The sequence below is a fragment of the Streptomyces sp. MMCC 100 genome, assembly GCF_041538145.2.
In the GTDB taxonomy this organism is placed as follows: domain Bacteria; phylum Actinomycetota; class Actinomycetes; order Streptomycetales; family Streptomycetaceae; genus Streptomyces.
On the sequence record NZ_JBGORK020000001.1, the window covers coordinates 4385912 to 4411151 of the forward strand.

Here is a 25240-nt window from a genome sequence, read left to right on the forward strand (position 1 = left end):
GTCAGACGCGGTAGCGGCGCAGCGCCGGCATCGCGGCGGCCAGGGCCAGCATCACCGCCACGACGAGCACCCCGCCGCCGGCCACGGCCTCCCGCGCGCCGAAGGCGGAGCCCGCGCCTCCGTGCAGGACGTCGGCGAGCCGCGGTCCGCCCGCGACGACGACGGTGAACACGCCCTGCATGCGCCCGCGCATCTCGTCGGTGGCGGCGGACAGCAGGATCGCCCCGCGGAACACCATGGAGACCATGTCGGCGACTCCGGCCACGGCCAGGAACGCCACCGCGAGCCACAGGCTGCCGCTCAGCCCGAAGCCGGTGATGGCGGCGCCCCACACGACGACCGCGCCGATCACCATCCAGCCGTGCCGGCGGGCCCGCGAGAAGGTGCCGGAGAACAGCCCGCCGGCCACCGCGCCGATGGGGATCGCCGCGAACAGCAGCCCGAGCGCGAGCCCCTCGCCGTAGGAGGAGTACGTCTCGGCGGCGAGCTGCGGGAACAGGGCGCGGGGCATGCCGAGGACCATCGCGACGATGTCGGCCAGGAAGGACAGCAGCAGCACCTTGTGCCCGGCGATGTAGCGGAAGCCGGCCACGACCTCGCGCACGCCCGCGCGCCGGACCGCCGTGCCCGCCAGCGGCGGCAGGGCGGGCAGCTTGTAGACCGCCCACACGGTGACGCACAGGGCCAGGGCGTCGATCAGGTACAGCTCGGGCAGTCCGATCACCGGGATGAGCGCGCCGGCGAGCAGCGGGCCTACCACCTGCCCGGTCTGCATGACGGTCGAGCCGAGCGCATTGGCGGCGGGCAGCTCGTCCTCCGGTACCAGGCGGGCGATGGAGGCGTTGCGGGCCGGGGCGTTGAGGCCCCAGAAGGCCTGCTGCAGGGCGAGCAGCAGCATCAGGGCGGCCACCGACTCCATGCCGGTGACCGCCTGTATCCAGAAGAGCAGCGAGGTCACCGCGATGCCGGTGTTGGTGATCAGCAGCAGTTTGCGGCGGTCCACGGTGTCGGCCACCGCGCCGCCCCACAGCGCGAACACGATGAGCGGCAGCAGGCCGGCGAGGCTCGCGGCGCCCACCCAGGCCGAGGAGCCGGTGATGTCGTAGATCTGCTTGGGCACGGCGACCGCGGTGAGCTGGCTGCCGACGGCCGTGACGATGGTCGAGGACCACAGTCTGCGGTAGGCCGGGCGCCGCAGGGGGCGGGTGTCCATGGCCCAGCGGCGCCACCCCCGCTGCCGCGTCCCGTCCCGCGCCGGGGCCTTCGCGTCCGGTTCGGTGCCGCTCTCGCTGCTGCTCTCGCTCGTATCCACGCGCTTCCTACGTGCTCGGTACATCTTTCGGCTGCGGGAATCACTATCGCAGCTCCGTTCGAGCACGCCCGAACGCGCGTGGCCGGGTCCGCCCCGGCTCAGGCCCCGGCGACGAGGGAGACACCGAGGACGATCATGGTGGCGGCCACCAGGCCGTCGAGTACGCGCCAGGCCGAGGGCCGGGCCAGGAAGCGGCCGAGGTAGCGGGCGCCGAAGCCGAGCGCGGCGAACCAGACCAGGCTGGCGACGGCGGCTCCGAGGCCGAAGGTCCAGCGCAGCGGCCCCCGGTCGGCGGCGACGGAGCCCAGCAGAAACACGGTGTCCAGGTAGACGTGCGGGTTGAGCCAGGTCAGCGCCAGGCAGGTGAGCACGGCACGGCGGCGGGAGCCCGCGGCGTCGCCGTCCGCGCGCAGCGCACCGGAAGGGCGGAACACCCGCCGGGCGGCCAGGGCGCCGTAGCAGAGCAGGAAGGCACCGCCGATCCAGCCGACGGCGGTCAGCGCGCCCGGCCAGGCCACCACCACGGCGCCCACCCCACCGACGCCGAGGGCGATGAGCACGGCGTCGGACAGCGCGCAGATGCCGACCACGGCGAGGACGGCGTCGCGACGGACCCCCTGACGCAGAACGAAGGCGTTCTGGGCGCCGATGGCCACGATGAGCGAGAGTCCGGTGCCGAAGCCTGCGGCGGCTGCCGTGAGGGCGCTGTTCATGCGCTCGACGCTAAGCTGAACGATCACAGGACGTACAGCTGAAGATTCTTACGTATCGTTAGCCGATGTGATGACGACGTGATGCGGACCTTCGCGGATCTGCCGCTGGACCATGTGCGCACCCTGCTGGCCGTGGTGGACGAGGGCACGTTCGACGCGGCCGCCGCCGCCCTGCACGTGACGCCGTCCGCGGTCAGCCAGCGGGTGAAGGCGCTGGAGCAGCGCACCGGCCGGGTGCTGCTGCTGCGCACCAAGCCGGTGCGCGCGACCGACTCCGGTGCCGTGCTGGTGCGACTGGCCCGCCAGGTGGCGCGGCTGGAGCGGGACGCCTCGGCCGAGCTGGGCCTGAGGGGGGAGGGCGAGCCGACCCGGGTGACGGTGGCGGTGAACGCCGACTCGCTGGCGACCTGGTTCCTGCCCGCCCTGACCCGCATCCCGCGCAAGCCCGCGCTCTGCTTCGAACTGCGCCGCGAGGACGAGGGCCACACGGCGACGCTGCTGCGGGAGGGCGTGGTGATGGCGGCGGTGACGTCGTCGCCGGAACCGGTGCCGGGCTGCACGGTCCGCACGCTGGGCCGGATGCGCTATCTCCCCTGCGCCGCTCCCGATTTCGCCGCCCGGCATCTGGAGGCGGCGCCGCAGGAGGCCGTCGCCGACGCCCCCGTGGTGGTCTTCGACCGGCGGGACGACTTCCAGGACGCCTTCGCGCGCCGGCTCGGTCACGGCGGCGCGAGTGCCGCGCGGCACTACGTGCCGACCTCGGAGGGCTTCGTCGAGGCGGTCGCCGCCGGGCTCGGCTGGGGCATGGTGCCGCAGCCGCAGGCCGAGCCTCTGCTGCGGGCCGGCCGGCTCGTCGGCTTCGCCCCGGACCTGGCGGTGGACGTCACGCTGTACTGGCAGCAGTGGAAGCTCGACTCCCCGGCGCTGGCCACGGTGGCGGACGCGGTGGTGACGGCGGCCGCTCAGGCGCTGCGCCCGTAGACGCACGGCGACGGACACGGCACCCCAGGGGAGCCGTGCCGGTTTCACCCCGCTGTCGACAGGTCACCCGCAACGGAGCAATCCACGCACGAGGGCGCGAACGATACCGATCGCAGGTGACTTTGATGGACAACTGGCGAGAGCACGCCGCATGCCGGACGGAGGATCCCGACCTCTTCTTCCCGATCGGCACCACCGGCCCGGCCGCATTGCAGACCGAGCAGGCGAAGGCGGTCTGCCGGACCTGTCCGGTCCAGGAACAGTGTCTGCGCTGGGCGCTGGACACCGGGCAGACCATCGGCGTGTGGGGCGGTACCAGCGAGCTCGAACGCCGGGCCCTCCAACGGCGTGAGGCCGTCCGCCGGAGGTCCGGCTGACTCCGGTGCCCGCACCGGACGTAGGCTCGCGGGAGCATCGTCGGCCGTAAGAGGACTGCCATGAGCGTGCGTGTGCGCCGTGTCTACGACCCGCCGGAGCCGGACGACGGCGTGCGGGTCCTCGTGGACCGGCTGTGGCCACGGGGCATGGCGAAGGACGCGGCGCACGTGGACGAGTGGCCCAAGGGGCTCACTCCGTCGACGGAGCTGCGCCGCTGGTACCACGCGGGCGAGGGCTCGTACGAGGAGTTCGCGCGGCGGTACGAGGCGGAGTTGGCCGACCCGGAGGCGACCGAACTCCTCGACCACGTACGGGAGCTGGCGGACGAGGGGGACGTGACGCTGCTGACCGCGTCCAAGTCCCCCGGCGAGAGCCACGCCGCCGTGCTGCTCCGCCTCCTCGACCAGGGCTGACGGGGCGGAGCAGGCAGCGAGCTCGGTCGCGTCCGTCGTTCAGTCGGTCTGCCGCGCCGCGGCCCGGCCCGCCGCCCGCCCGGAGAACAGGCAGCCGCCCAGGAAGGTGCCCTCCAGCGCGTTGTACCCGTGCACCCCTCCCCCGCCGAAGCCGGCCACTTCGCCGGCGGCGTACAGGCCCTCCACCGGAGTGCCGTCGGCGCCCAGGGCGCGGGAGTCGAGGTCGGTCTGGATGCCGCCGAGGGTCTTGCGGGTGAGGACATGCAGCTTGACGCCGATCAGCGGGCCCGCCGCCGGGTCGAGGATGCGGTGCGGGGCGGCGACGCGGCCGAGGCGGTCGCCGATGTAGCGGCGGGCGTTGCGGATGCCCTGCACCTGGGCGTCCTTGGCGTACGGGTTGGCCATCTGCAGGTCCCGCGCCTCGATCTGGCGCCGGAGCGCCGCGGCGTCCAGGAGCGGCTTGTCGGTCAACCGGTTCATCTTCTCCACCAGTTGCTCCAGGTCCGGCGCGGTCACGAAGTCGGCGCCCTTGCGCAGGAACGCGTCCACCGGGGCCGGGGCTCCCTTGCCGAGGACGCGTTCACGAAGGAAGCCGGCGCGGTCCTTGGCGGTGATGTCCGGGTTCTGCTCGGAGCCCGAGAGTGCGAACTCCTTCTCGATGATCTTCTGGGTGAGGACGAACCAGGAGTGGTCGTGGCCCGCGAGGCCCTCCGCCGTGCGCAGGTGGCGCAGGGTGCCGAGGGTGTCGTAGCCGGGCAGGTACGGGTCGGGCAGCCGGCGGCCCAGCGCGTCGAACCACATCGAGGACGGTCCGGGCAGGATGCGGATGCCGTGGCCGGGCCAGATCGGGTCCCAGTTGCGCACGCCCTCGGTGTAGTGCCACATGCGGTCGCGGTTGACCAGGCGTGCACCCGCCTCGGCGCTGATGTCGAGCATCCGTCCGTCGACGTAGGCGGGGACACCGGTGACCATCTCGGCGGGTGGTGCGCCCAGGCGTTCGGGCCAGTGGCGGCGGACGATGGCGTGGTCGGCGCCTATGCCGCCGGAGGTGACGATCACGGCCTGGGCGGTGAGTTCGAACTCTCCGGCCGCGTCGCGGTTGGAGGCGACGCCGCGCGGTGAGTCGTCCGGAGCGAGGACCGTACCGCGCACCCCCCGCGCGGTGCCGCCCTCGACGATCAGGCGGTCGACGCGGTGGCGGTGGTGGAAGGTGAGCAGCCCGTCCCGCACGGCCTGCTTCGCGTACCGCACGAAGGGCTCGACGACCCCCGTACCGGTACCCCAGGCGATGTGGAAGCGGGGCACGGAGTTGCCGTGCCCGCCGGCCCTCAGGTCCCCGCGCTCGGCCCAGCCGACGGTGGGCAGGAAGGTGATGCCGTGTCCGGCGAGCCAGGACCGCTTCTCCCCCGCCGCCCACTCGACGTACGCCCGCGCCCAGCGCACGGCCCAGGAGTCCTCGTCGTCGGTGCGGTCGAAGCCGGCGCTGCCCTGCCAGTCGTTCCAGGCCAGGTCGAAGCAGTCCTTGACGCCCAGCCGCCGCTGCTCGGGGGAGTCGACGAGGAAGAGGCCGCCGAAGGACCAGAAGGCCTGCCCGCCGAGGTTGGCCGCGTTCTCCTGGTCGACCAGGGCGACCCTCCTGCCCCGGCTGGTCAGCTCGTGGGCCGCGACCAGGCCCGCCAGACCCGCTCCGACCACGATGACGTCGGCATCCATGGCGACCGTCCTTCCTGTTGTGTCATTGACGCGTGCTGCCGTCGGTGAGCAGCGCGGTGAGCAGTTGTCCCAGCCAGACGCGGGCGTGCTCGACGTCCCGGTCGAGGAGCAGTTGGACGGTGACCCCGTCGTACGCGGCGACCACGGCGTGCGCGGCTCCCTCGGCGTCGCCGAGCACGGCGGGCGGGGCGGTGTGTCCGCGGGCCCGGGCGAGCCGGTCGGCGATCGCCCGCCTGAGGCGGGTCCGGTGCTCCAGCAGGGTCCGGGCGACCTCCGGGTCGCGGGCGGCGTGCACCAGGAAGTCCGTCTTCACCAGGAGCCAGTCCCGGTCCAGGAGCAGCACCTCGGTGACGCACTCCACGGCGGCCGGTACGTCCAGGTCGGGGCCGTCGGAGGCGAGGGCGGTGGACACCTGCTCGGCGATCAGGTCGGCCCGCCCGCGGTAGAGGGTGAAGAACAGCTCGTCGAGGCTGTCGAAGTTGGAGTAGAAGGCGCCCCGGCTGTACCCGGCCGCCTCGCAGACCTCCTCGATCGACACCCGCCCGAACCCCTTGGCGGCGAACACCGCGAAGGCCGCGTCCAGGAGGTTCGCGCGGGTGCGCACGCGCCGCCTGGTCACCCGCCCGGTGGCCGCCTTCGCCGTCATGCCCGGCTCCTTCGCTCGGTTCGATGCGTGAATGTATCGGATACACCGGCGTATCGAAAGGGGTCCGCAGAAGGTGGTGACGGCATGAATAGAACACATTTTCGGACTAGGGGTACGCTGGTCCCATGACCACGCACCTGCAGGGCTCGCTCTTCGACCAGACCGACGAGGTCCGGCTGGGCCCGCTCGACGGGCTGCGCCGCACCGACCTCGGCTCCGGGGCCTGGATCGACCTGCTCCCCGGGTGGCTGAGCGGCGCCGACGCGCTGTTCGAGCGGCTGGCCACCGAGGTCCCCTGGCGTGCGGAACGGCGTGAGATGTACGAACGCGTCGTCGACGTACCACGGCTGCTGGCGTTCTACGGCGCGGACGACCCGCTCCCGCACCCGCTGCTGGCCGAGGCGCGCGAGGCGCTGTCCGCGCACTACGCCGAGGAGCTGGGCGAGCCGTTCACGACGGCGGGTCTGTGCCACTACCGCGACGGCCGGGACAGCGTCGCCTGGCACGGCGACCGGATCGGGCGCGGCGCGCGCCGGGACACGATGGTCGCCATCCTCTCGGTCGGCGCACCCCGTGACCTGTTGCTGCGCCCTGCGGGCGGGGGCGGGGAGACCGTGCGCCGCCCGCTGGGCCACGGCGACCTGATCGTGATGGGCGGCTCCTGCCAGCGCACCTGGGAGCACTGCATCCCCAAGAGCACCCGCGCCGCCGGGCCCCGCATCAGCGTCCAGTTCCGCCCGCACGGCGTGCGCTGAGGGCCGGGCAACCGTCCGCGCCCCGTTTCTGGTTGGCTGTCCCGCACGGAGGCAGCCGACCTGGAACGCGGGAGACCATGAGCGCGGACGTACGGCAAGTGGCGGACGGCACCTATTTGGTGCACGGCGGCAACACCAACTGGGTCATCCTGACCGACGGCGACGCGGTGACCCTCGTCGACACCGGATACCCGGGCGACCGCCGGGCGCTGCTCGACTCCCTGGCCGCCGTCGGGAGTTCAGCCGAGGCGGTGGCGGCGGTGCTGGTCACCCACGCCCACAACGACCACCTGGGCTCGGCCGAGTACCTGCGCGCCACCCACGGCACCCCGGTCCTCCTGCACGAGGCCGAGGTGCCCCACGCCCGGCGCGACTACCTCCAGCAGGTGTCGGTCGGCACGGTGCTGCGCAACGCCTGGCGGCCGGGCGTGCTGCCGTGGATGACGCACGTGCTGCGCACCGGCGGCACGGAGCAGCACCCGGTGACCGCGCCCGCGCCCTTCCCGGCGGACGGCGCCCTCGACCTGCCCGGCCGGCCCGTGCCGGTGCACACCCCCGGGCACACCGACGGCCACTGCGTCTACCACCTCCCGGACGCCGGGGTGGTGATCTCCGGCGACGCGCTGGTGAGCGGCCACGCCATCTCCCGGATCGAGGGACCGCAGCTGCTGCCCGACCTGTTCCACCACGACCGGGCACGCGCGATCGCCTCGCTCGAGGTCGTCGCCGGCCTCGAGGGCGACCTCCTGCTCCCGGGACACGGTCCCCTCCACCACGGGCCGGTGAAGGACGCCGCGGAACTGGCCCGGGAACGGGCGTCCTAGAGTCGGGGCATGGCCTTGCAGATCAGTGCCACCAATCCGGAGCACCCCGCGCTCCTGCTCGAACTGCCCTGGCAGACGCCGTTGGAGCAGTGGCCCGAGGAGTACCTCGTGCCGCTGCCGCGCGGCATCTCCCGGCACGTGGTCCGCTACGCGCGCGCCGGGGACGAGGTGATCGCCGTCAAGGAGCTGGCCGAACGGCCCGCGCTGCGCGAGTACCAGCTGCTGCGCGACCTGGACCGGCTGGCCATCCCGGCGGTGGACGCGCTGGCCGTGGTCACCGGCCGCACCGACGCCGCCGGTGACCCGCTGGAACCGGTGCTGGTCACCCGGCATCTGGGCGGCTCACAGCCGTACCGGTCGATGTTCGAGACGACGCTGCGCCCCGCGACCATGCACCGGCTGATGGACGCCCTCGCGGTGCTCCTCGTCCGGCTGCACCTGGCCGGGTTCGCCTGGGGGGACTGCTCGCTGTCCAACACGCTCTTCCGGCGCGACGCGGGCGCCTACGCCGCCTACCTGGTCGACGCCGAGACCGGGGAGCTGCACCCCCGGCTGAGCCCCGGGCAGCGCGACTACGACCTCGACCTGGCCCGGGTCAACATCAGCGGTGAACTGCTCGACCTGGAGGCCTCCGGGGCGCTGCACCCCTCCGTCGACCCGGTCGACTTCGGCATGGAGATATGCGCCCGCTACCGGACCCTGTGGGAGGAGCTGACCCGCACCTCCGTCTATCCGGCGGGCAAGTACCACTACATCGAGCGCCGGATCCGCCGGCTCAACGACCTCGGCTTCGACGTGGCCGAGATGCAGATCGAGCACGCCTCCAACGGCGACACCGTCACCTTCGTGCCGAAGGTCGTCGACGCCGGTCACCACCAGCGCCAGCTGCTGCGCCTGACCGGCCTGGACGCCGAGGAGAACCAGGCCAGGCGGCTGCTGAACGACCTGGAGAGCTGGATGGCCACCCAGGACGACTACGCCCCGGGCGACCCCCTCGGCGCCCGCCCGGAGGTCCTCGCCCACCGCTGGGTGCGCGAGGTCTTCCGGCCCACCGTGCGCGCCGTGCCGGTGGAGCTGCGCGGTGCGATGGACCCGGCGGAGATCTACCACGAGCTGCTGGAGCACCGCTGGTACCTCTCCGAGCGGGCCCAGCACGACATCGGCCTGGACACGGCCGTCGAGGACTACATCGTCAACATCCTGCCCAGGGCCCGGGAGACACTGCAGCCCACGGCGGACTGAGCGGCGTACCGGGCTCGGTCCTCACGTGTGCGGGACCACCGCCACCGGGCACTCCGCGTGGTGCAGCACGCCGTGCGCCACCGAGCCGATCCGGGCGCCGACGGCGCTGCGGCGGGCGCGGCGGCCGACGACCATCAGCTGGGCGGTGCCGGCCACCGACAGCAGCACCTGGCCCGCGCTGCCCATCTCCACCTGCTCGACCACCGGGACGTCGGGGAAGCGCTCGCGCCACGGTGCGAGCGCCTCGCCGAGCGCCTTGCGTTCGTACTGCTCCAGGCCCCCGGCCTCGTCGGCGAGCGCCATGGAACCGGGGCTGTAGGTGAAGACCGTCGGCAGGGCCCAGGCCCGCACGGCGCGCACGGTGGCGCCTCGCGCGGCGGCCGCCTCGAACGCGAACCCGATGACGTCGGCGCTGTCCTCGGGCTCGCCCTGCTGGCCCACGACGACCTCGCGGCCCGCCGCCTCGGCGCTCGCCTCGTCCCCGGCCCGCACCAGGACGACCGGCCGGGTCGCCTCGGCGATCACCTGCCGGCCGACCGAGCCGAGCAGGAAGCCGACGACCGGTCCGTGGCCGCGCGAGCCGAGGACCAGCGTCTCGGCGTCGGCCGCGGCGGCGAGCAGGGCCGCGACGGCGTCGCCCTCGCGCAGGTCGGCGGTCACCGCGAGGCCGGGGTGCCGTTCGGTGACCGTCCCGACCGCCCCGGCGAGGGCGTCCCGCGCCCACCCCTCCTGGGTCTCGCGGTCCACCGTGCCGGCCACGCCCTGCCCCTGGAACCGCCAGGCGTGCACGACGTGCAGCGGGGTACCGCGGCGGACCGCCTCCCTCGCCGCCCAGGCCAGTGCGGCCAGGCTCTCCTGCGAACCGTCCGAGCCTGCCGTGATCGGGCGAGTCATGCGGGTCCCTCCCTGGGTCTGGGTCACGTCGTTCATGGCGCCCAGTCTTCCCCAAGCCGTCCCCGTCACCGCACAGGGGGGAGCGGGCGGACACCGGCGCCCTCTCGCCGCCTGAGCGGGGACCGGCGATCGAACATACGATGGACTGCAGGCCGGTGCGGTGACGGGGACGCCGTGCCGTGAATCCGGCCGCTCGACGTGGGGGACGCATGGCACAGGCCGACGGGGCGACACGGACCGTCATCATGACCGTGGACGACGATCCGGGGGTCTCCCGTGCCGTCGCCCGCGACCTGCGGCGGCGCTACGGCGCCACGTACCGGATCGTGCGCGCGGAGTCCGGCGAGTCGGCGCTGGAGGCGCTGCGTGAACTGAAGCTGCGCGGCGACCTGGTGGCCGTGATCCTCGCCGACTACCGGATGCCGCAGATGAACGGCATCGAGTTCCTCGAACAGGCCCTGGACGTGTATCCGGGCGCCCGACGGGTGCTGCTGACGGCGTACGCGGACACCAACGCGGCGATCGACGCGATCAACGTCGTCGACCTGGACCACTACCTGCTCAAGCCCTGGGACCCGCCCGAGGAGAAGCTCTACCCGGTCCTGGACGACCTGCTCCAGGCCTGGCGCACCGGCGACCACCGCCCGGTGCCCAGCACCAAGGTCGTCGGGCACCGCTGGTCGGCGCGCTCCTCCGAGGTCCGGGAGTTCCTGGCCCGCAACCAGGTGCCGTACCGCTGGTACTCCTCCGACGAGCCGGAGGGGCGGCGGCTGCTGTCGGCGGCAGGGCAGGACGGACAGCGGCTGCCGGTGGTGATCACGCCGGACGGGACCCCGCTGGTCGAGCCGGAGGCGCCCGAGCTGGCCGCCCGGGTGGGTCTGGCGACCACGCCGACGGCCGAGTTCTACGACCTGGTGGTGATCGGCGGCGGCCCGGCCGGGCTCGGCGCGGCCGTGTACGGGGCATCGGAGGGGCTGCGTACGGTGCTGGTGGAGCGGTCGGCGACCGGCGGGCAGGCCGGGCAGAGCTCCCGTATCGAGAACTACCTCGGTTTCCCGGACGGCGTGTCCGGCGGGCAACTCACCGAACGGGCCCGGCGGCAGGCGGCGAAGTTCGGCGCCGAGATCCTCACCGCGCGCGAGGTGACCGGGCTGGAGGCGAACGGCGCGGCGCGGGTCGTCCGGTTCTCGGACGGCTCGGCGATCGCCGCGCACAGCGTCATCCTGGCGACCGGTGTGTCCTACCGGCAGCTGACCGCGCCGGGCACGGACGACCTGGCGGGCTGCGGCGTGTTCTACGGCTCGGCGCTGACCGAGGCGGCCTCCTGCCAGGGCCACGACGTGTACATCGTCGGCGGTGCCAACTCGGCCGGGCAGGCGGCGATGTACCTGGCCCGGGGCGCCAAGTCGGTGACGCTGCTGGTGCGCGGCGGCTCCCTGGAGGCGTCGATGTCGTACTACCTGATCCAGCAGATCGAGGAGACGCCCAACATCCGGGTGCGCTGCACCACCGTCGTCGAGAGCGCGCACGGCGACGGCCACCTGGAACGGCTGACGCTGCGCGACGCGGTCAGCGGCGACACCGAACTCGTCGACGCGCAGTGGCTGTTCGTGTTCATCGGCGCGGCCCCGCTGACCGACTGGCTGGACGGCACGGTGCTGCGCGACGAACGCGGGTTCATCCTCGCCGGGCCGGACCTCACCCCGGACGGGCGGCCGCCGGCCGACTGGGAGCTGGACCGGCCGCCGTACCACCTGGAGACCAGCGTCCCGGGCGTGTTCGTGGCGGGCGACGCCCGCGCGGAGTCCGCCAAGCGGGTCGCGTCCGCCGTCGGAGAGGGAGCCATGGCCGTGATGCTCGTCCACCGTTACCTGGAGCAGTCGTGAGCGGCCGGCCGATGCCGTGCAGCCCCGGGGAGATCGGGGAGCTGTTCCTGTTCGAGAAGCTGACGCCCGAGCAGCTGGGCCGGCTGTGCGCCGAGGGCCGGGTGGAGCTGTTCGACCCCGGTCCCGTGTACTGCGAGGGAGAGGACGCGACCTGCTTCTACGTCATGCTGGAGGGCACGGTCGTGCTGTCCCGCCGGGTCGGCGGTGACGACGTGGAGACCAACCGCACCTCGCAGCGCGGGGTGTACGCGGGCGCGATGCAGGCGTACGTCGGTGACCGGGTGCCGCAGGTCTACAACAACTCCATGCGGGTCACCGAACCGACGCGGTTCTTCGTGCTGCCGGCGGACACCTTCGCGGCCGTCATGCAGGAGTGGTTCCCGATGGCCGTACATCTGCTGGAGGGGCTGTTCTTCGGCTCCAAGAACACCCAGCGCACCATCGGGCAGCGCGAGCGGCTGCTGGCGCTGGGCTCACTGTCCGCCGGGCTCACGCACGAGCTGAACAACCCCGCGGCGGCCGCGGTACGGGCCACCTCGACGCTGCGGGAGCGGGTGGCGAAGATGCGGCACAAGCTCGCCGTGATCGCCGAGGGCCCGTTCTCCCGCGACGCGCTGGCGGGGCTCATCGAGATACAGGAGCGTACGGCGGAGCGGGTCGCCAAGGCGCCCTCGCTCAACCCTCTGGAGGCCGCCGACCGGGAGGACACCCTTTCCGACTGGCTGGACGACCACGGGATCGAGCACGGCTGGCAGCTCGCACCGACCTTCGTGCAGGCCGGTCTCGACACCGAGTGGCTGGAGCAGGTCGCGGCGGCCGTGGACGAGGAGATGCTGCCGGGAGCGGTCGGCTGGCTCAACTACACGGTCGAGACCGAGCTGCTGATGAACGAGATCGCGGACTCCACCGCCCGCGTCTCGCACCTCGTGGACGCGGCCAAGCAGTACGCGCAGCTCGACCGGGCGCCCTACCGGACGGTCGACGTCCACGAACTGCTCGACAGCACGCTGCTGATGCTCTCCGGCAAGATCGGCCCGCGGATCGAGGTCGTCAAGGAGTACGACCGTACGGTGCCCGGGATCCCGGCGTATCCGGCGGAGCTGAACCAGGTGTGGACCAACCTGATCGACAACGCCGTCGCCGCGGTGAACGACGCGGGCGGCGACGGGACGCTGACCGTGCGCACCGCGCTCCACCACGACCGGCTGCTGGTGGAGTTCCGCGACACCGGCACCGGGATCGCACCGGAGGTCCGGGAGCGCATCTTCGACCCGTTCTTCACCACCAAGCCGGTGGGCGAGGGCACCGGGCTCGGCCTGGACATCTCCTGGCGGATCGTGGTCGACAAGCACCACGGCAGCCTCCAGGTCGAGTCCGAGCCGGGCGACACCCGTTTCCAGGTGCTCCTGCCGCTCACCGCCACGGAATCCGGTCCGGCCGACCCGGCGGATACGGCCGCCGCGGCCGACGCGACCGGTTCGGCCGACCCAGCCGATGCGACCGAGGAGCCGGTATGACCAGCGACACCGGAATCGACCCCACCGTCCCGCCGAGCGGCACCGGCTGCGCCGAGTGCGACGCGGCCGGCGGCTGGTGGTTCCACCTGCGGCGCTGCGCGAGCTGCGGCCACGTCGGCTGCTGCGACAGCTCCCCCGGACAGCACGCGACCGGCCACTACCGGTCCACCGGGCACCCGGTGGTGCAGAGCTTCGAACCGGGCGAGGACTGGTACTGGGACTACGCGACCAACGAGGTGCGCGAGTCGGGCCCGGGCCTCGCCCCGCCCGGCAGCCACCCGGACGACCAGCCGTCACCGGGCCCGGCGGGCCGGGTCCCGGCGAACTGGGCGGCCGGCCTGCACCGCTGACCCGGCGGCCTGGGCGGTCCGACGCCCGGGCCCGGAACGGGGAGGCCCGTTGTCGGACCCGCGTGTCAGGATGGGCGGCGTGCCACAGACCTCACTCACCAGCCCGCTCGTCGGCCGCGAGGACGAACTCGCGCGTCTCACCGGCGTACTGGAACGCGCCCGCGCAGGCGAGGCCCGCGCGGTGCTCGTCGCCGGGGACGCCGGGGTCGGCAAGACCCGGACCCTGGACGAGGTCGCCGGACGGGCCGCCGCGGCCGGGACGACCGTGCTCACCGGTCACTGCGTGGACCTGGGCGACGTGGGCCTGCCGTATCTGCCGTTCACCGAGATCCTGGGCGTGCTCGCCGCCGACGAGCGGTTCGCCGCCGTGCTGGCCGGGCATCCGGTGGCCGACCGGCTGCTCGGCGGCGGCCCGGACGACGGAACCGACGGCGCGCCCTCGCGGCTGCGGCTCTTCGAGGGCGTGGCCGCCCTGCTGACCGACCTGGCGGACACCGCACCGCTGCTGCTGGTCCTGGAGGACCTGCACTGGGCCGACCAGTCCTCCCGGGACCTGCTGAGGTTCCTGCTCAGCCGGGGAGTCCTGCAGCGGCCGGCGGGCGGGGCGCCCGGCCACCGGCTCGCGCTGTTCGCCTCGTACCGGGCGGACGACCTGCACCGCCGCCATCCGCTGCGCCCGCTGCTGGCCGAGCTGGTGCGCCTGCCCGGCGTGGAGCGGCTGGAGCTGCGGCCGCTGCCGGACGCCGACGTGGACCGCCTGGTGCGCGCGCTGCGTCAGCGGCGGCTGCCGGACACCACCGTGCGCCGGATCGTGGAGCGGGCGGAGGGCAACGCCTTCTACGCCGAGGAGCTGGTGGCGGCCACGGACGCGCCCGCCGGAGGTGTGCCCAGCGGGCTGGCCGACGTGCTGCTCATCCGGTTCGAGCAGCTGTCCGAGACCGCCCAGCAGGTGCTGCGCACCGCCGCCGTCGCCGGGCGCCGCGTGGGACACGACCTGCTGCGGGACGCCGTCGGGCTGCCCGAGGAGGAGCTGGAGTCGGCGCTGCGCGAGGCGGTGGAGCGGCAGTTGCTGGTCTCCGGCGACGGGGACACGTACTCCTTCCGGCACGCACTGGCCCGGGAGGCGGTCTACGCCGATCTGCTGCCCGGTGAACGGGCCCGGCTGCACGGCGCGTTCGCCCGGCTGCTCGCCGGTCCCGACCGCCGGTCCGACAGCGCGGCCGAGCGCGCCCACCACTACCGCGAGAGCCACGACCTGCCCGAGGCGCTCGCCGCCTCCCTGGAGGCCGCCGACCACGCCCAGCGGGTCGGCGCGCCCGCCGAGGAACTGCGGCACGTCGAGGCCGCCCTCGACCTGTGGACGGCGGTCGACGCGACCGCGCGGCCCGCCGGCCCCGACGCGGTGACGCTCACGCTGCGCGCCTCGGCGGCCGCCGTGCACGCCGGTGAGCTGCACCGCGCGGTCTCCCTCACCCGGTCCGCGCTGGCCGGCCTCGGCCAGGACGCGGACCTGGAGCTGGCCGCCCGCGTCCGCTACACCCTCGCCGGCAATCTCCTGAGCGTCGACAACCTGGAGGCCGCGTACTCCTACAGCAGCGAGGCGCTGGGCCTGATCCCCGCCGATCCGCCCTCGTCGACGTGGGTGTGGGCGGCGGCCACGCATGTGACGACGGCCCGCCAGGTCGGGGAGAACGAGACAGCGCTGCGGGTGGCCCGCCGGGCGCTGCCGGTCGCCGAGGAGCTGGAGGTCACCGACGCCCGCGCCGATCTGCTGATCTCCCTGACGAACCTGGAGGGCGGCAACCGCTCCACTCCGCAGGGCCGGACGCGGCTGCTGGAGGCACGCGAGCTGGCGCGGCGGGCGGGCAACGCGCCGGTGGAGCTGCGGGCGCTGTTCAACCTGGCCATCGGCTGTTTCGAGTCCGGTGACCTGGAGGAGTCCCTGCCCTGGGCGTCGGAGGGGCTGGACCGGGCCCGCCGCGCCGGGCTGCTGTCCTCGCCGTACCCGCGGGAGATGCGGTACCTGCGGCTGCTGGTGCAGTACACACTGGGCCACTGGGACGAGGTGCTGCGGGAGTCCGCCGAGCATGCCGGAGAGGGGCCGGCCGTGGACGGTCACGCCCTCGGGCCGGGGCTGTACGTGGCGCTGGCGCGCGGCGAGTCCGGGGTGGCCGGCCGGGCCGAGGCCCTGCTGAAGGGGCCGTTCGACTGGATGGCACGGATGGTCGCGGCCGTCGTGCTGACCGACGCGGCGGCGCTGCGCGGGGACGCGGAGGACGCCGTGCGGTGGATGCGGTCCAGCGTCGAGGCGCTCACCGAGGCGGGCACGCGGCCCACCGTGACCCTCCGGCTGGCCGCCCTCGCGCTGTCCGCGGTCGCCGACACCGTGGCCGAGCTGCGGCGGACCGGGGACGGGGCCGGGGCGGCCCGCTGGACGGACACGGCGGCCGAACTGCTGGCCGACGCCCGCTGGTCCGCCGGGCACGGCTACGACGACGCCCCGCAGGGCCCGGAGGGCCAGGCGTGGCTGGCGCGTGCGGAGGCCGAGTGGTCCCGGGTCTCCGCCGCCGCTCCGGACCCGGCGGCCTGGGAGAAGGCGGTGGCCGCCTTCACGTACGGCGACGCCTACGAACGCGCGCGGTGCCGACTGCGGCTGGCCGAGGCCCTGCTGGCCGCCGACCGCCGCGAGGACGCGGCCGCCGAGGCCGACACGGTACGCCGGGAGGCCGACCGGCTCGGCGCGACGGTGCTGCGCGAGCGGCTCGACGACCTCGCCCGCCGCGGCCGCCTCACGGACACGGCACCGGCCGGGGCGGGCGCCGCGGTGCTGACCGCCCGCGAGCAGGACGTCCTGCGGCTGCTCGCCCTGGGCCACAGCAACCGCCGGATCGGCGAGGAGCTGTTCATCAGCGCCAAGACGGCGAGCGTCCACGTGTCCAACATCCTCGCCAAGCTGAACGCGGCGAGCCGCACGGAGGCGGTGGCGGTCGCCTACCGGCAGGGACTCGTCGCACCGGAGCCCACGTCGTCGCACCAGGTGGGTCGTTGACGGGGTGCTCGCCGGCACCCGATCTTGGCGGAACGGGACGCTCCGGGCCAGGATGCCGTCATGAAGGGTGACCTCTTTTCCAGCGAGCACATGGTGCAGCCCGCCACGGCGCCGGGCATGACCGTCGAGAACTCCAAGTGCATCCGGTACGCGGTGAACGGTGAGATGCTCGCCCGGCAGGGCGCGATGATCGCCTACCGGGGCAGTCTCCAGTTCGAGCGCAAGGGCCAGGGCGTGGGCGGCATGCTCAAGCGCGCGGTCACCGGGGAGGGGCTGCCGCTGATGGCGGTGCGCGGACAGGGCGAGGCCTGGTTCGCGAACGAGGCCCAGAACTGCTTCGTCGTCGAGGTGGAGCAGGGTGACGAGTTCACCGTCAACGGCCGCAACGTCCTGTGCTTCGACGCGACGTTGTCCTACCGCATCGCCACCGTGAAGGGCTCGGGCATCGCCGGCGGCGGTCTGTTCAACAGTGTGTTCAGCGGATACGGCAGGCTGGGGCTGGTGTGCGAGGGCAACCCGCTGGTCATCCCGGTCTCGCACCAGTACCCGGTCCACGTCGACACGGACGCGGTCGTCGGCTGGTCCGCGGGGCTGGCGACCTCCCTGCACCGTTCGCAGTCCATCGGCTCGATGCTGCGCGGCGGTTCGGGCGAGGCGGTCCAGTTGGTGCTCCAGGGCGAGGGCTTCGTCGTCGTGCGGCCGAGCGAGGCGACGCCGCAGAAGACGCAGCAGCACTGAGCCCTCCCGCGGGAACTTGTTGACCTTGGGGGCCTCGCGCGAAAGGCTGCGAACGGGCGCGGATCACCGCCCGCGCCGGAAGGAAGACTGCCTTGATCGCGATCACGGAGATCGAAGCCGCGGCCGAGCGGATCGCCGGACACGTCGTACGCACCCCGACCGTGCCGAGCCCGGGACTGTCCGCGTTGCTCGGCGTCCCGGTCACCGCGAAGCTGGAGCTGCTCCAGCGCACCGGCTCGTTCAAGGCGCGCGGCGCGACGGCGAAGCTGCTGTCGCTGACCGAGGCCGAGCGGGCCGCCGGTGTCGTCGCGGTCAGCGGCGGCAACCACGCCATCGCGGTGGCGGTGATGGCCGCGGCCCTGGACGTGAAGGCCACGGTGGTCATGCCGCGTACGGCACCGGCCCGTTCCGTGGAGATCGCCGAGGAGGCGGGCGCCGTCGTGCGGCTCACCGACGGCATGGACAGTGCCTTCGCGCTCGTCACCCGGCTCCGGGAGGAGGGGCTGACCCTGGTCCACCCCTTCGACGATCCCGTGGTGATCGCGGGGCAGGGCACCGTGGGACTGGAGTTCGCCGAGGACGCCCCGGACCTCACCGACGTGCTGGTGAGCATCGGGGGCGGTGGGCTGATCGCGGGCGTGGCGGCGGCGCTGCGGGCACTGCGGCCCGGGGTGCGGATCTGGGGTGTGGAGACCGAGGGCGCCGAGGCCATGTCCCGGGCGCTGGCGGAGGGCGGGCCGCTCGCGGTGCCCCTGTCGTCGGTCGTCACCACGCTCAGCGCTCCTTCCGTCTCCCGGCTGACGTACGAGCATGTGGCGGAGCTGGTCACCGAGGTGCTCGTGGTGCCGGACCGCGAGGCCGTGCAGGGTTCGCTCGCGCTCGCCGAGCACGCCAAGGTGTGGACCGAGCCGGCCGCCGGCTGTCTGCTGCCGGCGGCCCGGCGTGTGGTGGAGCGGGTGGGTGACGGCGCCCGGGTCGGGCTCGTGGTGTGCGGCGGCAATGCCACGGTGACCGACATGGCGGTGTGGGCGGACCGCTTCGGGCTGCGCTGACGTCCGGGCCGGACAGGCACCGGACCCGGACCCGGCCTGCTTTGAAGAAGGGTCAGAAACGGGGCGGGGACGCGCGTCCGCCGAACGCACCCCGGTCCCCTAGGCGTACCTCTGGTCGAGGGGCGAGGGCCGTCCGCCGTTCCGTGACCGGGGCCGGCCCGAGGCGACGCTGAAGGGGGTGGGCCGGCTGCCGCTGCGCACGCCGGTGCGCGCCGGGCCGCTCACCCAGGCCGTGCAGGGACTGCTGCGCAAGGATTCCCGGGAGCGGCTGACCCGCCCGGTGGTGCGCGCGGCCCTCGTCCGGGCGCCGGCGGAGGATCCCGGCGCGGCCGTGGGTGAGGTGACCCGGCCCGGGCCGCGCGGTGTGTACGCCGTCGCCCGGAACACGGGCCCCGGCCGGTCGTGGTCGCCGGGACGGCCCTGGTCCTCGTCACGGTGACGGTCGCCGTCCTCGCCGCCCGCGCCGTCACCGACGGGCTTCCCGGTGCGGGTGACGGCGCCGCCGCGGGCGCCGGACAGCGTCCCTCGGCAACCGCCGCCCCGCCCACCGCATCCGCCCCTCCTCCCCCGCCGGCGGGCCGGGCGCGAGCGCCGCCCCCTCGCGGCCCGGTCCCTCCTCCCCTGCCGGGTTCCGCCGCTAGGCGGCGCCGGCGGGCTTCTCCGTCGCCCTTCCCGGGAGCTGGCGGCGGCTGGACACCTCACGGGTGCCGGGCAGCGCGTACCGGGTGGTCTTCGGCGCGTCCGGTGACCCACGCACCCTCGCCGTCACCTACAGCAGGCGCGCGGGCGACGACCCGGTGGCCGTCTGGCGCGACGACGTCGAGCCGGGCCTGGAACGCTCCGGCGGCCACCGGCGGATCGGCGAGATACGCGCCACCACCTGCCGGGGGCGGGAGGCGGCCGACATGGAGTGGCCGGCCCGGGACGACGGCGCCCGGGTCCGTACCTTCGGCTGCGACTTCCTGCTCGGCGGGGGACGCAGTTTCTCGCTGCGCGCTGGCCGACGCCGGCCGGCGACTGGGACGACACGGCGAACCAGCGGGCGCTCGCCGCCTTCCTCGGCACCTTCCGGGAGGGCACGGCGTGACCCCTTCCGTCCCGTTTCCCCCTGTTTTCCCTCGGGCCGTGCGGGGACTCGGCCGCCATGCCACACATCGGATACACGATGATGACCGAGCAGGCCGGCCCGCGTGAACTCGTCGGCCATCTGGTGCGGGCCGAGGAAGTGGGGTTCGACTTCTCGGTGACCTCGGACCACTACTTCCCCTGGCTGCGCTCGCAGGGCCACGCGCCCTACGCCTGGAGCGTGCTGGGCGCCGCGGCGCAAGCGACGTCCCGCATCCCGCTGATGACGTACGTGACGTGTCCGACCTTCCGCTACCACCCGGCGGTGGTGGCGCAGAAGGCGGCGACCCTGCAGCTGCTGTCCGAGGGCCGGTTCCGGCTGGGTCTCGGCTCCGGCGAGAACCTCAACGAGCATGTGGTGGGCGGCGGCTGGCCGTCGGTCGACGTACGGCACGAGATGCTCCAGGAGGCCGTGGAGATCATCCGGGCACTGTTCGAGGGCGGCCACGTGAACCACCGCGGCGCGCACTTCGACGTGGAGTCGGCCCGGCTCTGGGACCTGCCGGAGAGCGCGCCGCCCATCGGCATCGCCGTCTCCGGAGAGCGCTCCTGCGCGCTGGCGGGCGAGTTCGCCGACCTGGTGATCGCGACCGAGCCGAAGGCGGGACTGCTGGAGGCCTTCGACCGGCACGGCGGCGAGGGCAAGCCGCGCGTGGGCCAGCTGCCCGTTTCCTACGACCCCGACCGGGACACGGCGATCAAGCGGGCCCACTCCCAGTTCCGGTGGTTCGGCAGCGGCTGGAAGGTCAACTCCGAACTGCCGCACCCGGACTCCTTCGATGCGGCCACCCAGTTCGTGACGCCCGACGACGTCGCCGAGTCCATTCCCTGCGGCGACGACCCGGACGCCTTCGTGGCGGCCGTACGCCCGTACGTCGAGGCCGGGTTCACCGAGATCGCCCTGGTGCAGATCGGCGGCGATTCGCAACCGGCCTTCCTGGACTGGTCGGAGAGGACCCTGCTGCCCGCGCTGCGGGAGGCGTTCGGCCGGGACTGAAACCGGCAGGCGGGCGAATCACTCGAACGACTGAGCATCTTGCCCGTGAACCGGGTACTAGAGGGCTCTACGTCCGTCCCCCTGGAGGCTCTCGTGAACACCGTCGTGCACAAGACCATCGTCGTGCAGCTCCAGGCGGGCGACACCGCCGACCGGTTCCCCGTACTCGCCCACCTCGGATACGACGCGGCGGACCCGTTCGCCCTCACCGTGGTCTTCAGCCACGACGGACGGGTGCTCGCCGAATGGACGCTGGACCGGGAGATGGTCGGTGAGGGCCTCACCCGTCCGGTCGGCGTGGGCGACGTGCGGATGCGGCCCGAGTCGCGGGGCATGTGGGACGAGCTGCGCCTCGAACTGCTCGGCGACGACCGGGCCGACGGGGAGCGGCACCGCGCCGTGGTGTACGTGTGGGCCGCGGCCGTCGAGGCGTTCCTGCGCGAGACGCACACCGTGGTCCGGCCCGGGGAGGAAGAGGTGTGCGTCGACGACTTCCTCGCCGAGCTGACCGCCGAGGGCTGAGGGCCGCCCGGCCGCCGGGCCGCGTGCCTCAGCGTGCCGTGTGACGGTGCCGGGTCCACAGCGGGATCCCGAACCAGCACAGCAGGTACCAGAGCACCACGCCGGCGACGAGGTAGGGCACGAAGCCGTCGTGGGTCGCGACGCGCAGGATCAGCAGGAGCGAGCAGGCCGTCGTGGCGAGCAGCAGTACCAGGCCGAGCACGGTCAGCCGTGACGCCCAGCGCACCGCCTGGGGTTTCACCCGGCGTCCGGAGACGAGACGGTGCAGGGACACCGGGCCGATCAGGGCACCGGTCGTCACGGCCCCGAGGACCACCGTGATCAGGTAGATCGTCTGATCGGTGTCCGAGAGGGTCTCGTACTTCGGCTGGAAGACGACCGTGAGCAGGAAGCCGAACAGGATCTGCACGCCCATCTGCGCGACGCGGACCTCCTGGATCAGCTCCGTCCACATCCGGTCGGCCCGCTCCTCCTCGGTCTCGTTGCGGCCCCTGCGCCGGCCCGACCCCTCGGCCGCTTCCGAGTCCCTCACGTCGTCCTCCCGGTGACCGTCGGCTGCGTCCTCTTCCCTGTTCCCGGGATACCCGTACTCAGGCGCCGGGCCCGGGAGCCGACGCCCGGTTTGGGTGATCGGGGGACGGTTACACGGGGCGGGACCGACCGAGGCGCGGCAAGGAAGGCGAAGGATGTCCGACACTCAGCTCACCGTGACGCTCGACGGCGGCGGCATCGACGACGCGCAGGCGATCGTCCGCGTACTGGAGGGCGTCTTCGGGGCCCCCGGCGAACTGCCCGCGGACGAGGGGGCGACGGTGCGTACCGCGACCTTCGACTCCCCGGACACTCCGCGGGCGGCCTCCGCCCCGGCAGCGGGCGGGACGCTGTCCACGCCGGTGACGGTCACCGTGCAGGGCACACCGCAGGCCGTGGAGGCGGCGAGCGAGACGCTGTCCCGCGCCTTCAGCACGCGCGACGAGGGAGCGGCCTCCGGCGACCAGGAGCGGGAACGGCAGTTGCTCCTGGTGCCGTGAGGCCGTGGGGCACCGCCCGCCGGTCGCCTACCAGCGGCCCTCGACCTGGTCCTTGACACGGCGGTCGTAGAGGTCGCGGATCGCGGCGAGGGTGTCGTCGGACAGCTCCGGCAGCCGGGCGGCGTCCGTGTTGGCCCGGGCCTGCTCGGGCGAACGGGCGCCCGGGATCACGCTCGTCACGCCGGGCTGCTGGACGACCCAGCGCAGCGCCAGCTGGGCCGGGGTGTATCCCTCCGGGGCGAGCGCGGCGAACTCGGCGGCGGCCTCCACGCCGGTGGCGAAGTCGACGCCGGAGAAGGTCTCGCCCTGGTCGAAGGCCTCCCCGTGCCGGTTGAAGTTGCGGTGGTCGTTGGCTGCGAAGACCGTGTCCTTGGTGTACTTGCCGGACAGCAGGCCGGACGCCAGCGGCACCCGGGCGATGATGCCGACGCCCGCGTCCCGCGCGGCCGGCAGGACCTCGCGCAGGGGCTTTATGCGGAACGGGTTGAGGATGATCTGGACGCTGGCCACGTTCGGCCGGGCGATCGCGGTGAGCGCCTCCGCGCAGGTCTCCACACTGACGCCGTACGCGGCGACGCGCTCCTCCTCGACGAGGGTGTCCAGGGCGTCGAACACCTCGTCGCTGGAGTAGACGGGCGTCGGCGGGCAGTGCAGCTGCACCAGGTCGAGGCGGTCGACGCCGAGGTTGCGGCGGGAGCGGTCGTTCCACTCCCGGAAGTTGTCCAGGACGTAGTTCTGCGGGATCTGGTCGACCCGGCGGCCCATCTTGGTGGCGACCAGCACGTGCAGGTCGGGCCTGCTCGCGAGGAAGGTCGCGATGGTCTGTTCGCTGCGGCCGTCGCCGTAGACGTCCGCCGTGTCGAAGAAGGTCACCCCCGACTCGGCCGCCGCCTCCAGTACCGCGAGGGCTTCCTTGTCGTCGACGTCTCCCCAGTCGGCGCCCAGTTGCCAGGTGCCGAGGCCGATGACCGACGCGTGCTGATCCGACCTGCCGAAAGTGCGCTCGTCCATGGCGTCAGTCTGTCATCCGCGGTGCGCGGGCACCGCGCCGGGACGCCCTCGGCGGTCCGGTCCGTCGCCGGTGGCGAGCCTGCGTGCCTGGACCGTGCGGGCGAGCCCGGTGCCCAGCCGGCGCTTGAGCCTGCGCAGCGTCTCCAGCCGGCCGGCCGCCCGGTCGACGCGGTAGTACAGGCGGGGCGGGAGGTACGGCAGCAGCGGCGAGTGGCGCTGGCCGAGCAGGGCGAACATCTGCTCCGGCGGCAGGTGGATGTAGCGGGGCAGGTTCTCGTACCACTGGGCGCTGAGCCGGGCCGCGCTCTGCACCGGCAGCAGGGCCGCCCTGCGTTCGCGTTCGTAGTGGGCGAGGGCGTCCGGGAGGGTGTCCCGCTCGCCGAGCGCCGCCGACAGCGTCATGGCATCCTCCAGGGCGAGCGTGGTGCCCGCGCCGACGGAGTAGTGCGTGGTGTGCGCGGCGTCGCCGAGCAGGACGAGGTTGCCGCGGGACCAGGTGCGGTTGGTGAGGGTGCGGAAGGTGCGCCACGGGGCGCCGGCCCGGCCGGACGAGCGCGCGGTGAGCGGGTGTCCGTCCAGCACGTCGGCGAAGAGCTTCTCCAGCACGACCAGTCCCTCGGCCTCGTCGGCCCGGTCCAGGCCCAGTCCGGTCCAGGTCCCGGGCGCGCACTCGACGACGCAGGTGCTGCCCTCGGGGCCGAAGCCGTAGCCGTACGCCCAGATCCAGCCGTGGTCGGTCTCGACGAAGGCGAAGGTGAAGGCGTCGAAGACCTTGGTGGTGCCGAGCCACACATACTGGTTGCGGCCGCCGGTGATCTCGGTGCCGAAGTGGTCGGCGTGGTGGCCGCGCAGGGCGCTGCCCGCGCCGTCGGCCGCCACCACGAGGTCGGCGGCGGGCGGGTTCTCGCCGGTCACCGGGTGCTCGAACTCCAGGCGTACGCCGAGGTCGCGGGCGCGCGCGGCGAGGATCGCGAGGAGCCGGTGGCGGCCGATGCCGAAGCCTTCGTCGCCGTGGTGCCGGGTGGCCAGGTCGCCCACGTGGGCGACGCCGTCCCGCCAGCGCACGGAGTGCTCCTCGACGGCGCGTGCGGAGTCGGGGTCGTGCTCCCGGAGCCGGTCGAGCAGTCCGCGCCAGTAGGTGACGCCCCAGCCGTAGGTGGAGCCCTCCGGGTCGCGTTCGTACACGGTGACGTCGTGGGTCGGGTCCTGCCGCTTCAGCAGGATCGACAGATAGAGTCCGGCGGGCCCACCGCCGACGCAGGCGACCTTCACACACACCCCTGGCATGCACTCATAACGGTCATTCGGGACCGCAGAGTAACAAGGGCAGGGTTGCGGGCCACCGCTACACGGCCGTGGCCGGCGCGGATTTACCCGGCGGCCGCCGTGCGGCACTCCGGATGGCCCCAGCCCTGGTCGTTCTTGGCGATGGACTCGCCGGCCGCGTACGAGCGGCCGCACAGGCAGCGTCCGGAGAACTTCGCCTTGATCGTGCGGGCCGAGGAGCCGCCGCCCTTGCGGGCCGCGCCCGACCCGCGGCGCGGCGCCTTGCGGGCCGCGGGGACGTCCGGGGCGGGCGGCGGTTCCGGGGAGCCGAGACCGCTGCCCGCGGCTTCCTGCACGACGGCCGCCTGGCTGGCGGCGCGGTCGGCGAAGTCGTTGAGCCGGTCGCCGTCGACCTGGTGGGCGGGTACGTAACGGAAATCGACCGAGCGGCCGTCGAGCAGCTCGTCGATGCGCACGACCAGCTCCTGGTTGGCGACCGGCTTGCCGGCGGCCGTCTTCCAGCCGTTGCGCTTCCAGCCGGGCAGCCAGGTGGTGACGGCCTTCATGGCGTACTGCGAGTCCATGCGGACCTCGAGCGGCACGTCGGGGTCGGTGGACGCCAGCAGGCGTTCCAGCGCCGTCAGTTCGGCGATGTTGTTGGTGGCCCTGCCGAGCGGGCCGGCCTCCCAGCGGACCGGGCTCTCCGACGCGTCGGCGACCACCCAGGCCCAGCCGGCCGGACCCGGGTTTCCCTTCGAAGCCCCGTCGCACGCGGCCACTACACGTTCACGCATGCGCCCGATCATGCCATGGCCCGGCGGGGTG

Annotated in this window: 25 protein-coding genes; 16 read left to right on the top strand and 9 right to left on the bottom strand. The window is 73.6% G+C overall.

The features are described 5' to 3' along the window. Nucleotide 1: 1 nt before the first annotated feature. Nucleotides 2-1312: an MFS transporter gene (locus tag ABS735_RS20420; protein WP_373901221.1), complete on the bottom strand. Its 1311-nt coding sequence runs from the start codon at nucleotides 1310-1312 to the stop codon at nucleotides 2-4. 98 nt (nucleotides 1313-1410) lie between these two features. After that, a complete protein-coding gene (locus tag ABS735_RS20425; RefSeq protein WP_373901220.1) occupies nucleotides 1411-2025 on the bottom strand; it encodes a LysE/ArgO family amino acid transporter in 615 nt (204 codons plus the stop codon). 81 nt (nucleotides 2026-2106) lie between these two features. Here ABS735_RS20425 and ABS735_RS20430 point away from each other — a divergent pair, with 81 nt between their 5' ends. From ABS735_RS20430 to ABS735_RS20440, 3 genes are all read left to right on the top strand, one after another. After that, entirely contained in the window at nucleotides 2107-3006 is a 900-nt protein-coding gene (locus ABS735_RS20430; RefSeq protein ID WP_373901219.1) for a LysR family transcriptional regulator ArgP, read from the top strand. Between the two features lie 125 nt (nucleotides 3007-3131). Then, nucleotides 3132-3383, top strand: coding sequence for a WhiB family transcriptional regulator (locus tag ABS735_RS20435; RefSeq protein WP_373901217.1), 252 nt, complete (start codon nucleotides 3132-3134; stop codon nucleotides 3381-3383). Between the two features lie 60 nt (nucleotides 3384-3443). Next, nucleotides 3444-3797, top strand: a complete 354-nt coding sequence (locus ABS735_RS20440; RefSeq protein WP_373901216.1) for a DUF488 domain-containing protein — start codon at nucleotides 3444-3446, stop codon at nucleotides 3795-3797. Between the two features lie 39 nt (nucleotides 3798-3836). On the opposite strand, the gene ABS735_RS20445 is transcribed toward ABS735_RS20440, so the two are convergent. Further along, nucleotides 3837-5510, bottom strand: a complete 1674-nt coding sequence (locus tag ABS735_RS20445; RefSeq protein ID WP_373901215.1) for an FAD-binding dehydrogenase — start codon at nucleotides 5508-5510, stop codon at nucleotides 3837-3839. A 22-nt stretch (nucleotides 5511-5532) separates the two neighbouring features. Next, nucleotides 5533-6156: a TetR/AcrR family transcriptional regulator gene (locus tag ABS735_RS20450; protein ID WP_373901214.1), complete on the bottom strand. Its 624-nt coding sequence runs from the start codon at nucleotides 6154-6156 to the stop codon at nucleotides 5533-5535. Between the two features lie 125 nt (nucleotides 6157-6281). Between ABS735_RS20450 and ABS735_RS20455 the strand changes: the two genes are divergently transcribed. The 3 genes from ABS735_RS20455 to ABS735_RS20465 all read left to right on the top strand — a co-directional run bounded on the left by ABS735_RS20455 (nucleotide 6282) and on the right by ABS735_RS20465 (nucleotide 8977). Then, the gene (locus ABS735_RS20455; RefSeq protein WP_373901213.1) at nucleotides 6282-6911 is read left to right on the top strand and encodes an alpha-ketoglutarate-dependent dioxygenase AlkB; all 630 of its coding nucleotides are present in this window, start codon (nucleotides 6282-6284) and stop codon (nucleotides 6909-6911) included. Between the two features lie 77 nt (nucleotides 6912-6988). Then, nucleotides 6989-7735, top strand: a complete 747-nt coding sequence (locus ABS735_RS20460; RefSeq protein ID WP_373901212.1) for an MBL fold metallo-hydrolase — start codon at nucleotides 6989-6991, stop codon at nucleotides 7733-7735. 9 nt (nucleotides 7736-7744) lie between these two features. Further along, complete coding sequence (locus ABS735_RS20465) at nucleotides 7745-8977, top strand: DUF4032 domain-containing protein (RefSeq protein WP_373901211.1); 1233 nt, start codon at nucleotides 7745-7747, stop codon at nucleotides 8975-8977. 21 nt (nucleotides 8978-8998) lie between these two features. Here the strand turns inward: ABS735_RS20465 and ABS735_RS20470 are convergent, their stop codons facing one another. Continuing rightward, a complete protein-coding gene (locus ABS735_RS20470) occupies nucleotides 8999-9871 on the bottom strand; it encodes a universal stress protein (protein WP_373901210.1) in 873 nt (290 codons plus the stop codon). A 209-nt stretch (nucleotides 9872-10080) separates the two neighbouring features. Between ABS735_RS20470 and ABS735_RS20475 the strand changes: the two genes are divergently transcribed. The 9 genes from ABS735_RS20475 to ABS735_RS20515 all read left to right on the top strand — a co-directional run bounded on the left by ABS735_RS20475 (nucleotide 10081) and on the right by ABS735_RS20515 (nucleotide 21107). Then, on the top strand, nucleotides 10081-11757 hold the full coding sequence (locus ABS735_RS20475; protein WP_373901209.1) for an NAD(P)/FAD-dependent oxidoreductase: 1677 nt from the start codon (nucleotides 10081-10083) through the stop codon (nucleotides 11755-11757). Beyond that, nucleotides 11754-13274 carry an ATP-binding protein gene (locus ABS735_RS20480; RefSeq protein WP_373901208.1) on the top strand — a complete coding sequence of 507 codons (1521 nt, stop codon included), beginning with the start codon at nucleotides 11754-11756 and terminating at the stop codon, nucleotides 13272-13274. Before ABS735_RS20475 ends, ABS735_RS20480 begins: the two co-directional genes overlap by 4 nt. After that, nucleotides 13271-13624 carry a UBP-type zinc finger domain-containing protein gene (locus ABS735_RS20485; protein ID WP_373901207.1) on the top strand — a complete coding sequence of 118 codons (354 nt, stop codon included), beginning with the start codon at nucleotides 13271-13273 and terminating at the stop codon, nucleotides 13622-13624. The genes ABS735_RS20480 and ABS735_RS20485 overlap by 4 nt, the downstream gene beginning before the upstream one ends. A gap of 70 nt (nucleotides 13625-13694) precedes the next feature. Continuing rightward, nucleotides 13695-16673 carry an ATP-binding protein gene (locus tag ABS735_RS20490; RefSeq protein WP_373901288.1) on the top strand — a complete coding sequence of 993 codons (2979 nt, stop codon included), beginning with the start codon at nucleotides 13695-13697 and terminating at the stop codon, nucleotides 16671-16673. 60 nt (nucleotides 16674-16733) lie between these two features. Further along, complete coding sequence (locus tag ABS735_RS20495; RefSeq protein ID WP_373901206.1) at nucleotides 16734-17411, top strand: AIM24 family protein; 678 nt, start codon at nucleotides 16734-16736, stop codon at nucleotides 17409-17411. A gap of 92 nt (nucleotides 17412-17503) precedes the next feature. After that, nucleotides 17504-18463, top strand: a complete 960-nt coding sequence (locus ABS735_RS20500) for a threonine/serine dehydratase (RefSeq protein WP_373901205.1) — start codon at nucleotides 17504-17506, stop codon at nucleotides 18461-18463. Nucleotides 18464-18641: 178 nt separating this feature from the next. Then, nucleotides 18642-18902, top strand: a complete 261-nt coding sequence (locus ABS735_RS20505; RefSeq protein WP_373901204.1) for a hypothetical protein — start codon at nucleotides 18642-18644, stop codon at nucleotides 18900-18902. Nucleotides 18903-19607: 705 nt separating this feature from the next. Further along, entirely contained in the window at nucleotides 19608-20585 is a 978-nt protein-coding gene (locus ABS735_RS20510) for an LLM class F420-dependent oxidoreductase (RefSeq protein WP_373901203.1), read from the top strand. Between the two features lie 93 nt (nucleotides 20586-20678). After that, nucleotides 20679-21107, top strand: coding sequence for an SsgA family sporulation/cell division regulator (locus ABS735_RS20515; RefSeq protein WP_373901202.1), 429 nt, complete (start codon nucleotides 20679-20681; stop codon nucleotides 21105-21107). A 28-nt stretch (nucleotides 21108-21135) separates the two neighbouring features. Here ABS735_RS20515 and ABS735_RS20520 read toward each other — a convergent pair whose 3' ends face one another. Then, entirely contained in the window at nucleotides 21136-21561 is a 426-nt protein-coding gene (locus ABS735_RS20520; RefSeq protein WP_373901287.1) for a DUF6328 family protein, read from the bottom strand. A 232-nt stretch (nucleotides 21562-21793) separates the two neighbouring features. Here ABS735_RS20520 and ABS735_RS20525 point away from each other — a divergent pair, with 232 nt between their 5' ends. Continuing rightward, nucleotides 21794-22138, top strand: a complete 345-nt coding sequence (locus ABS735_RS20525; protein WP_373901201.1) for a hypothetical protein — start codon at nucleotides 21794-21796, stop codon at nucleotides 22136-22138. Between the two features lie 27 nt (nucleotides 22139-22165). Here the strand turns inward: ABS735_RS20525 and ABS735_RS20530 are convergent, their stop codons facing one another. From ABS735_RS20530 to ABS735_RS20540, 3 genes are all read right to left on the bottom strand, one after another. Further along, nucleotides 22166-23149 (bottom strand): aldo/keto reductase, encoded by a 984-nt coding sequence (locus ABS735_RS20530; protein WP_373901200.1) that lies wholly within the window; start codon nucleotides 23147-23149, stop codon nucleotides 22166-22168. A 12-nt stretch (nucleotides 23150-23161) separates the two neighbouring features. Next, nucleotides 23162-24436 carry an FAD-dependent monooxygenase gene (locus ABS735_RS20535; RefSeq protein ID WP_373901199.1) on the bottom strand — a complete coding sequence of 425 codons (1275 nt, stop codon included), beginning with the start codon at nucleotides 24434-24436 and terminating at the stop codon, nucleotides 23162-23164. A gap of 83 nt (nucleotides 24437-24519) precedes the next feature. Then, the gene (locus ABS735_RS20540) at nucleotides 24520-25221 is read right to left on the bottom strand and encodes a ribonuclease H family protein (protein ID WP_373901198.1); all 702 of its coding nucleotides are present in this window, start codon (nucleotides 25219-25221) and stop codon (nucleotides 24520-24522) included. Between the last annotated feature and the right edge of the window lie 19 nt (nucleotides 25222-25240).